This is a genomic window from Vibrio sp. V03_P4A6T147 (genome assembly GCF_002241085.1).
GTDB classification, from domain to species: domain Bacteria; phylum Pseudomonadota; class Gammaproteobacteria; order Enterobacterales; family Vibrionaceae; genus Vibrio; species Vibrio anguillarum.
In genome coordinates, this window is sequence record NZ_NDIO01000083.1 from 1 (window position 1) to 9696 (window position 9696).

The following is a 9696-nucleotide window of genomic DNA, read 5'->3' on the forward strand; positions in this document are numbered from 1 at the left end:
ACCAAACACTGCGTTAAACACTGTGATTTCTTACAAACAATGTGCGAGATCTCTTACAACACTTCGCCACTTTTGCTCTTGGTAAATAAAAGGTAAGATCACAGCAACTCACAAAAAGGACAACCTATGCTCACAAAAGATGTCACTCAAGAACTAGAAAGCATCTTGACTCTCTTACAACAACAGGGAAAGGAACCGAGTGTGGCCTTAGTAAAGTCACGTCTTAGCACCTCAGTGCCAATGCCAGCCTTGATTGCAACCATCAAAAGTTGGAAAAATGCACACCGAGTTCCCAAAGTAGAAGTGAGCGTTAGTACGGAAAATAGCGCGAACAAGGTAGCCGAACTTGAAACGCAACTAGCCGCTTTGTCAGCCCGAGTAGCAGCCCTAGAGGCACAACTAACCGAGAAGTAATTGAATGATGAAAATTTGGGTGGACGCCGATGCATGTCCGAAAGTAATTCGTGAAACCATTGTCCGCGCAGCCGAAAGAACGGGCGTTGAATGTACTTTTGTGGCCAATCATGTCGTTCCGATTCCGCAACGATCCAACATTCGTTCACTGCAAGTCCCCAGTGGTTTTGATGTTGCCGATAACGAAATCGTCAAACGGGTAGAAGTGGGCGATTTGGTAATTACTTCCGATATTCCGCTGGCCGATGAAGTGATAACCAAAGGTGGCTTGGCACTCAATTCTCGTGGTGAGCTGTATACCAAAGAGACCATCAAGGCTCGCCTCAATATTCGAGATTTTATGGACACAATGCGATCAAGCGGTATCCAAACTGGCGGACCAAGTGCGCTTTCTCAAACAGAACGACGCGAATTTGCCAACCATTTGGATCGCATTTTGGCTAAAGCGAACAAATAACCACGTTTTGACGGTTGGACAATCACTAGCCTGTCCAACCGTTTCTCTTCATTAGCGCTGAACCGCCTTAAATCTTGGATTGGTTTTACAAATTACATATAAACGACCGCGTCTTTTGACGATTTGACAATCTGGATGACGTGATTTTGCGCTTTTTAATGAACTTAATACTTTCATAGTTTACTCCTTACCAAACTGAGCAAAGCGACGATTGAAATTCGCCACTCGTCCTTCTTTTTGAACAACTCGCTGCTTACCGGTGTAATACGGATGCGATTCAGACGACACATCTAAGGTGAAATAAGGATAGGTGTTGCCATCTTCCCACTCGATCGTCCGATCAGTTTTTAGCGTTGAACCCACAATAAAATACTTATCCACACTGGTGTCGTGGAAAACCACTTTTTGGTATGGCGGATGAATTCCGTCTTTCATCAATTTTCCCTCACTTAAATTGTTATGTTATAACATGCCAATTAATAATCATTACCAAGAAGAAAAGCAAGCTTAAATATGATATTTTTCTCAACCAACGTGAAAAAAGACGGATACGGATATGCACACCATTGCTCCGATTGGCACTATTGAAACGCCTTATAAAGAAAAATTTGCCGTTCCTCGCCAACCTCGCTTAGTGGCGAGCGCAAGCGCGAGAGTCAAGCTCATCGGTCACGCTAATTGCTTAGAGTCGGTGCGAGGCATCGAACAATTTAGCCATGTCTGGTTACTTTTTCTGTTTGACCAAAACCTCGATGCCGGTTGGAAACCGACGGTGCGCCCACCGCGCTTAGGCGGGAATGAGCGGATCGGCGTATTTGCTTCACGGGCCACGTTTCGACCTAACGGTATCGGTATGTCTGCCGTTGAATTGAAAGGCGTCACTCAACAAGGTGATCAGGTTTATTTGGAACTAGGCAGCGTAGATTTAGTCGATAACACACCGATCATTGACATCAAACCCTATATTCCCTATTCCGATTCGATAGCCACAGCCAGCGGTGGCTATGCCGAGAGCGAGCCCGACAAGATCGCAGTGACCTTTAGCCAAGCGGCGTTAACAGCACTGAATGCGCGTGCAGATCACGACATGGTTAAAGCCGTCATAGAGCAAGTGCTGGCTCAAGACCCTCGCCCAGCCTATAAGAAACACAAAATCGATCATAAAGAATATGCGGTAAATCTGTTCGATCTGAACGTAAAATTCACTATCGCAAACAACTTAGTCTCAGTAACCGCAATAGAACGCTTTTGACAAAGCCGATTGGCTGATATTATTAGCGGCTTAATTCTAGCCTCTCATTGGAGAGCGCTTTTAACTATCATGAAACGGATACCATAGAATGCGTACCAGTAAATATCTTCTTTCTACTTTGAAGGAGACTCCAAACGACGCAGAAGTCGTGAGCCATCAGCTCATGTTACGTGCAGGTATGATCCGTAAGCTGGCTTCAGGTCTTTATACCTGGCTGCCTACTGGTCTACGTGTGCTGCGTAAAGTCGAAAACATCGTTCGTCAAGAGATCGACAATGCCGGTGCAATCGAAACCTTGATGCCCGTTGTGCAACCGTTTGAACTGTGGGAAGAGACAGGCCGCTCTGAGAAAATGGGCCCTGAGCTACTTCGCTTTACTGACCGCCATACTCGTCCGTTTGTGCTTAGTCCAACAGCAGAAGAAGTGATCACCAGCTTGGTACGCAACGAAGTCAGCTCTTACAAGCAATTGCCGCTGAACCTGTACCAGATTCAAACCAAATTCCGTGATGAAAGACGTCCTCGTTTTGGTGTGATGCGTGCTCGTGAATTCTGCATGATGGATGCCTATAGCTTTGATATTGATAAAGCAGGCTTAGAGAAATCTTACCAAGCGATGCACGAAGCTTACTGTAAAGCCTTCGATCGCATGGGGCTTGATTACCGCCCAGTATTAGCCGACACCGGCGCTATCGGTGGTAACGGCTCTCATGAGTTCCATGTATTGGCTGAAAGTGGTGAAGACATCATCGCCTTCTCAACTGAATCGGATTACGCCGCCAACATCGAAAAAGCGGAAGCTATTGCGCCAGTCGTTGAGCGCGCCGCGCCAACTCAAGAGATGACGCAGGTTGATACGCCAAACGCCAAAACCATCGCTGAATTGGTTGAGCAGCATGGCCTACCGATTGAGAAAACAGTTAAAACACTGTTTGTAAAAGCATCTGATGAGATCGATGCCTCTATCGTGGCACTGATTATCCGTGGTGATCATGAACTCAATGAAATCAAAGCCGAGAAACTCGCTGAAGTTGCCGCTCCGCTAGAAATGGCTAGCGAAGAAGAGATTCGCGCGCTGATTGGTGCTGGCCCAGGCTCTCTTGGCCCTGTTGGTCTTGAATTGCCATTTATCGTTGATCACAGCGTAGCCGTCATGAGCGATTTTGGCGCAGGAGCCAACATCGATGGCAAACACTACTTTGGCATCAACTGGGGCCGTGACGTTGAGCTAGCGAAAGTGGGAGACCTCCGTAACGTCGTTGAAGGCGACCCAAGCCCATGTGGCAAAGGGACACTAATGCTCAAACGCGGTATCGAAGTGGGTCATATTTTCCAATTGGGTACCAACTACTCTGAGAAAATGAACTGTGGCGTTCTTGATTCCAATGGTAAAAACACCATTTTAGAGATGGGTTGTTACGGCATTGGCGTATCACGCGTTGTGGCATCAGCCATCGAGCAAAACAACGATAAATACGGCATCATCTGGCCTGACGCGATCGCACCTTTCCAAGTGGCGATTGTCCCTATGAACATGCACAAATCAGAGCGCGTCCAACAAGCTGCTGAAAAACTGTATACGGAACTGACCGCAGCTGGTATTGAAGTGCTATTTGATGATCGTAAAGAGCGCCCGGGCGTAATGTTCTCAGATATGGAACTGATCGGTGTGCCACATACCATCATTATTGGCGATCGCAGTATGGATGAGGGCAACTTCGAATATAAACATCGCCGCAGTGGTGAGAAGTCGGCCGTTGCTATGAATGAAATAGTCTCCTTTATTAATGCTCAAATCGCCTAATAAAGTGTGCTATTGAAAAGGTTGCCTAAATGGCAACCTTTTTTATTTTGTCACCAGCCACACAAGCTTTTTCAAGCATATTAATCTTCGATTCATCTACGGTGATCTATTCTTTAATCCATTATTAATGGAGGTGACCTATGGATCTAAAAAGTTTGCTTAACCAAGCATTGAATTCAGACATCGTAAAACAAGGTTCAAGCCAACTCGGCGCTATCACACAAGATTCAAGTAAACTCAAAACCTTAGGAGCTGGTGCACTCGGTGGTGGCCTAATCGGTTTATTGATGGGCTCGAAGAAAGCAAAAAAAATAGGCACTAAAGTGATAGGGATTGGTGGAGCAGCGGCGCTCGGCGCACTAGCCTATAAAGCGTATAATGACTGGCAAGCAAAACAAACGACCACTCAACCGCAGTCTAGCTTTGACCCTAATGATGCTAGCCACAGCACGCTGATCCTAAAAGCGATGATTGCCGCCGCAAAAGCTGATGGCCATGTGGATGAACAAGAAATGGCGAAAATTGAGCAAGCCATCTCTGAAATGGGCGCAGATAACCAATTGCAGCAGCTGGTAAAAAATGAGCTGCATAAACCGCTCGATCCCGCAGCTATTGCACAGTTAGCCACAACGCCCGCACAAGCGAGTGAGCTTTATCTGGCCTCTTTACTTATCGCCGATGAACAAAATTTCATGGAAAAAGCGTATCTGAACGAGCTCGCTAAGCAACTACAGCTAGCCGACGATCTGGTCATGGCGCTAGAGCAGCAAGTGAATGCTTAAAGTTTCATCACATGCAATCAGAGCTTGCGCAAACGCAAGTTCTGATTTTGTCTTTGCCAAACGTAATGTGTATATTGAGAGCCATTATCATTAGTTAGGATTTAATCTATGCAAGTTTACGGTTGTTGTGAATTAGTGCGCGAGCTTTATGCGCAGATAGGCAGTGGTGATCAAGCTTATATTCCTCAAGCAATCTCCTGCGCCATCAAAACTTTGAATGATGTCGCAGCAGACGAATCGCTGCCAAAAGCGGTTCGAGAGCAAGCAGCCTTTGCGGCAGCTAACTTGCTGATTTCTGATTTCGAGGATAAGTGATGAATTTAGCCAATTTTGCCTCGATGGATCCAATCATGCTGATGAGCATCATCAATATGAAGCTACGTGATGATTTTAATGGCGATCTTGATAGGCTGGCGGATGACTTTGATATCGATCGGGCGGCATTAGAGGCTCGCTTAGCCAGTGCAGGTTTTGAGTTTTTACCGCAAATCGGTCAATTTCGTTAAGGCATAAAAAACCCGCTAATTTAAAGCGGGTTTTCGTTCAAATAACAGTTCTTAAAGCACAGCACTCAGATTTTTTGTACTAAGCTTTTTTCTCTTTTCTTGCCAGAGCCTTACGCTCATTGCGTTTCGCTTGGTTCTCAATAAAGCCACTGAGCTCTTTTTCCGCCCAAGCTTGTGCTTGTGCTTCGCTTTCAAAACCCATTTCGCGCTTTGAAACAACACTTCTGCGAGAGGTCACTTGACGTACGATTTCCGCCGCCCAACCATTGCGCTTTTCAGTCACTTTGATGGTAAATTTTTTACTTTCTGACATTTTCGTTTTCCTAAGGGAATAATAAGGGATTACTCATCAACGTTTGTCGCGCGCCATTATATTATATGGCGGCGGATGTTGAACACCATCCCTTGGTAAGCGCGGCATTAGAGCACAAATCACAATTTTTTTCTGCATTTTTTACAAAAAATTCATCCTCAAAGTAAACAAAAAAGCCGCTGAGTTGCAGCGGCTGGAATAACAAGACTAAGTCGTTTCTCTCACTGGCGACAAGGTGAGTTACCCTAAGTTCTTACGTGCATTTTGGAACATACGCATCCATGGGCTGTTTTCACCCCAAGAATCAGGATGCCAAGAGTTCGCTACCGTGCGGAACACGCGCTCTGGGTGCGGCATCATGATCGTCACACGGCCATCTTGAGTCGTTAAGCCTGTAATGGCATTTGGTGAACCATTTGGGTTGTTCGGATATTGCTGCGTGGCATGGCCGTTGTTATCCACAAAACGCAGCGCAACGGTGCCTGATTGTTCAATCGCCGTTAAATGTGCCGTATCACGAACTTCAACGCGCCCTTCGCCATGCGAAACCGCAATCGGCATGCGCGAGCCAGCCATCTCATTAAAAAACAGTGAATCAGATTGCTGCACTTCCACTAAGCTAAAGCGCGCTTCAAAACGCTCTGATTCATTGCGCACAAAACGCGGCCATAAATCCGCACCAGGGATTAACTCTTTCAAATTCGACAGCATTTGACAGCCGTTACACACTCCTAGCGAGAAAGTATCTTCACGTTGGAAGAAACTTTGGAACTGTTCACGAGCTTGTACATTAAACAGCACTGATTTCGCCCAGCCTTCGCCCGCGCCCAATACGTCACCATAAGAGAACCCACCACATGCGACGAGGCCTTGGTACTCTTCAAGCACCGCTTGACCCGTTAAGATGTCGCTCATGTGTATATCGGTTGTTTCAAAGCCTGCGCGATCAAACGCTGCCGCCATTTCAACGTGTGAGTTAACCCCTTGCTCGCGCAAAATAGCCATTTTTGGCTTCACGCCTTTAGCAATATACGGTGCCGCAACATCTTGTTGCACGTCAAAGCTCAAACTGACGTTAAGACCTTTATCACTGTTATCTTGTTTTGCTGCAAACTCTTGATCCGCGCACTGCGGGTTATCGCGTAGCGCTTGCATTTTATGCGTAGTTTCAGCCCAAATGGTGCGAAGTTCGGTGCGGTTACGCACAACAATAGGTTGTTCACCAGCGGTAATGGCTAGTTCATCAGAAGCGTCAACACGACCGATAACGTGTGAACACGCTTGTAAACCATGCGCCGTTAGCGTCGAGATCACCGTCTCTAAATCGTGGTGACGAACTTGAATGACTGCGCCCAGCTCTTCATTGAATAACGCGGCCAACGCATCATCACCTAGCGCGGCGATATCGGCTTTCACGCCACAATGACCCGCAAAGGCCATTTCAGCTAGAGTAACGAATAAACCACCGTCACCTTTATCGTGATAGGCAATAATCTGCTGATTCGCGACCAAGGTTTGGATCGCTTCATAGAAGGCTTTAAGCTGCGCCGCATTATCTACGTCTGCGGGTTTGTCACCCAACTGTTTGTAGACTTGTGCTAACGCCGTTGCGCCCAAGCGATTCTTACCATTACCTAAATCAATCAAAACCAGTGAGGTTTCGCCCTTATCGGTTCTTAACTGAGGGGTGATGGTGTTACGTACATCTTCAACACGAGCAAATGCCGTGATCACCAATGATAGCGGAGAGGTCACTTCTTTTTGTTCGCCATTCTCATCCCATTTGGTCTTCATCGACATCGAATCTTTACCCACTGGGATAGTCAGGCCGAGCGCAGGACAAAGCTCTTCACCGACCGCTTTTACTGCCTCATACAAACCAGCATCTTCACCTGGGTGGCCCGCTGGTGACATCCAGTTCGCCGACAACTTAATGTGTTTGATATCACCGATATGGGTAGCGGCAATATTGGTGATCGCTTCGCCCACGGCTAAACGTGCCGATGCCCCAAAATCCAGCAAGGCAACTGGCGTGCGCTCACCCATCGACATCGCTTCGCCGTGGTAAGTATCATAACTTGCCGCAGTGACCGCGCAGTTTGCTACTGGCACTTGCCATGGACCAACCATTTGGTCACGAGCGACCAAACCAGTGACGGTTCGGTCACCAATGGTGATGAGGAAGGTTTTTTCTGCAACCGCAGGGAGACGCAGTATACGATCAATCGCTTCGTTCAATTCGATATCACGGCGATCAAGTGTTGGATTATTAACTTTCAGCGTCTTCACATCACGATACATTTTAGGTGTTTTGCCAAGCAATACGTCCATCGGCATATCAATTGGCGTATTGTCGAAATGTGAATCTTCCAATTTCAGTTCACGCTCTTCAGTGGCAATGCCCACAACAGCATAAGGCGCGCGCTCACGTTGGCAAATGGCGTCAAAGCGCGCCATGTTTTCTGGCGCTACAGCCAGTACGTAACGCTCTTGTGATTCATTACACCAAATTTCAAGCGGGCTCATTCCCGGCTCATCGTTAGGTACATCACGCAGTTGGAAAATACCGCCACGTTCACCATCATCAACAAGCTCAGGCAATGCGTTTGAGATACCACCAGCGCCCACATCATGGATAAAGGCGATCGGATTCGCCTCACCGAGTTGCCAGCAGCGATCAATCACCTCTTGGCAGCGGCGTTCCATCTCTGGGTTTTCACGCTGTACCGACGCAAAATCAAGATCTTCCGCAGATTGACCAGATGCCATAGAAGAAGCGGCGCCCCCACCAAGGCCAATGTTCATTGCCGGACCACCAAGCACAATTAAGCTCGCGCCAACAGGGATCTCTTTTTTCTGCACATGCTCGTCGCGGATATTCCCCATCCCACCAGCAATCATGATCGGTTTGTGATAACCACGCACTTCTTCACCAGCGTGAGAGTTAACTTTCTCTTCGTAAGTACGGAAGTAACCTAACAAGTTTGGACGACCAAATTCGTTGTTAAAAGCCGCGCCACCGAGCGGGCCTTCCAGCATAATATCGAGTGCCGTGACAATGCGCCCCGGTTTACCAAAATCCGTTTCCCAAGGCTGCACAAAATTAGGAATACGCAAGTTTGAAGTAGTAAAACCGACTAACCCGGCTTTAGGTTTTCCACCAATACCCGTTGCACCTTCGTCACGAATTTCACCACCGGAACCCGTTGAAGCGCCCGGCCAAGGAGCAATCGCCGTCGGGTGGTTGTGTGTTTCCACCTTCATTAAAATATGCGCTTTTTCATGGTGATAACCATATTGGCGTGTCTCTGGATCAGGGAAAAAACGCCCAACTTCCGAACCCACCATGACGGCGGCATTATCTTTATAGGCAGACAGCACATGATCAGGAGTCACTTCATAAGTGTTTTTGATCATCTTAAACAGCGATTTATCTTGCTTAACGCCATCAATAGTCCAATCGGCATTGAAGATTTTATGGCGACAATGCTCAGAGTTTGCTTGAGCAAACATCATTAATTCGATATCGGTTGGATTACGCTCAAGCTTAGTGACGAAGCTTTCGAACAAATAATCAATTTCATCGTCAGCCAATGCAAGCCCAAGGGTAACGTTTGCTTTTTCAAGCGCTGCGCGGCCGCCATTCAGCAAGTCAACGTACGCCACTGGGGTAGGTTCTGCGACTTTGAACAGTGCTGTTGCCGATTCGAAATCGGTAAACACGACTTCCATCATTCGGTCGTACAGCAGGGAATAAAGCGTAACAAGTTGCGGTTGAGAAAGTTCGCGATCTAATTCGATGTAGTAAGCCGTGCCTCGCTCTAAGCGCTTCACCTCATTCAAACCACAGTTATGCGCAATATCCGTCGCTTTGGAAGACCAAGGCGAGATGGTTCCAGGACGAGGAGTGACCAGTAAAAGAAGACCTTGTGGCTCATGTTCTTGAATCGTTGGGCCATAAGTGAGTAGTTTCTCTAATTTTTCAAGGGATTGAGCGTCTAAATCCGCAGAGAGATCAGCAAAATGCATGAACTCCGCGTAAATACCCGATACAGGCAGTTGCTGTTCACGACAAAGTTCAACGAGTTTGTTAACACGAAACTCAGAAAGCGCTGGGGAGCCACGCAAAATTCTCATGTGCTTAGGTCTCTTATACAGTGGGTTGAGG

11 protein-coding genes are annotated in these 9696 nt (G+C 47.1%); 7 read left to right on the forward strand and 4 right to left on the reverse strand.

The genetic code is table 11. The features are described from left to right. Positions 1–126: 126 nt before the first annotated feature. Both B9J84_RS02965 and B9J84_RS02970 read left to right on the forward strand, forming a co-directional pair. Positions 127–414: a hypothetical protein gene (locus tag B9J84_RS02965; RefSeq protein ID WP_013857408.1), complete on the forward strand. Its 288-nt coding sequence runs from the start codon at positions 127–129 to the stop codon at positions 412–414. A gap of 7 nt (positions 415–421) precedes the next feature. Next, positions 422–871 (forward strand): YaiI/YqxD family protein, encoded by a 450-nt coding sequence (locus tag B9J84_RS02970; protein WP_026027673.1) that lies wholly within the window; start codon positions 422–424, stop codon positions 869–871. 51 nt (positions 872–922) lie between these two features. On the opposite strand, the gene ykgO is transcribed toward B9J84_RS02970, so the two are convergent. Both ykgO and B9J84_RS02980 read right to left on the reverse strand, forming a co-directional pair. Next, a complete protein-coding gene (gene ykgO, locus B9J84_RS02975) occupies positions 923–1048 on the reverse strand; it encodes a type B 50S ribosomal protein L36 (protein WP_010319082.1) in 126 nt (41 codons plus the stop codon). Positions 1049–1051: 3 nt separating this feature from the next. Then, positions 1052–1306: a type B 50S ribosomal protein L31 gene (locus B9J84_RS02980; RefSeq protein WP_010319081.1), complete on the reverse strand. Its 255-nt coding sequence runs from the start codon at positions 1304–1306 to the stop codon at positions 1052–1054. Positions 1307–1427: 121 nt separating this feature from the next. Here B9J84_RS02980 and tsaA point away from each other — a divergent pair, with 121 nt between their 5' ends. The 5 genes from tsaA (at position 1428) to B9J84_RS03005 (ending at position 5215) form a co-directional block, all read left to right on the forward strand. Further along, positions 1428–2123, forward strand: coding sequence for a tRNA (N6-threonylcarbamoyladenosine(37)-N6)-methyltransferase TrmO (gene tsaA, locus B9J84_RS02985; RefSeq protein WP_047688902.1), 696 nt, complete (start codon positions 1428–1430; stop codon positions 2121–2123). An 88-nt stretch (positions 2124–2211) separates the two neighbouring features. Beyond that, on the forward strand, positions 2212–3927 hold the full coding sequence (locus B9J84_RS02990; protein WP_094123492.1) for a proline--tRNA ligase: 1716 nt from the start codon (positions 2212–2214) through the stop codon (positions 3925–3927). 140 nt (positions 3928–4067) lie between these two features. After that, entirely contained in the window at positions 4068–4709 is a 642-nt protein-coding gene (locus B9J84_RS02995; RefSeq protein WP_013857413.1) for a tellurite resistance TerB family protein, read from the forward strand. A 108-nt stretch (positions 4710–4817) separates the two neighbouring features. After that, a complete protein-coding gene (locus B9J84_RS03000) occupies positions 4818–5024 on the forward strand; it encodes a YaeP family protein (protein WP_010319078.1) in 207 nt (68 codons plus the stop codon). Then, the gene (locus tag B9J84_RS03005) at positions 5024–5215 is read left to right on the forward strand and encodes a DUF4250 domain-containing protein (protein WP_026028975.1); all 192 of its coding nucleotides are present in this window, start codon (positions 5024–5026) and stop codon (positions 5213–5215) included. Before B9J84_RS03000 ends, B9J84_RS03005 begins: the two co-directional genes overlap by 1 nt. A gap of 79 nt (positions 5216–5294) precedes the next feature. On the opposite strand, the gene B9J84_RS03010 is transcribed toward B9J84_RS03005, so the two are convergent. Both B9J84_RS03010 and purL read right to left on the reverse strand, forming a co-directional pair. Continuing rightward, a complete protein-coding gene (locus B9J84_RS03010; protein ID WP_010319076.1) occupies positions 5295–5528 on the reverse strand; it encodes a DUF3622 domain-containing protein in 234 nt (77 codons plus the stop codon). Positions 5529–5768: 240 nt separating this feature from the next. Next, positions 5769–9665 (reverse strand): phosphoribosylformylglycinamidine synthase, encoded by a 3897-nt coding sequence (gene purL / locus B9J84_RS03015; protein WP_094123493.1) that lies wholly within the window; start codon positions 9663–9665, stop codon positions 5769–5771. Between the last annotated feature and the right edge of the window lie 31 nt (positions 9666–9696).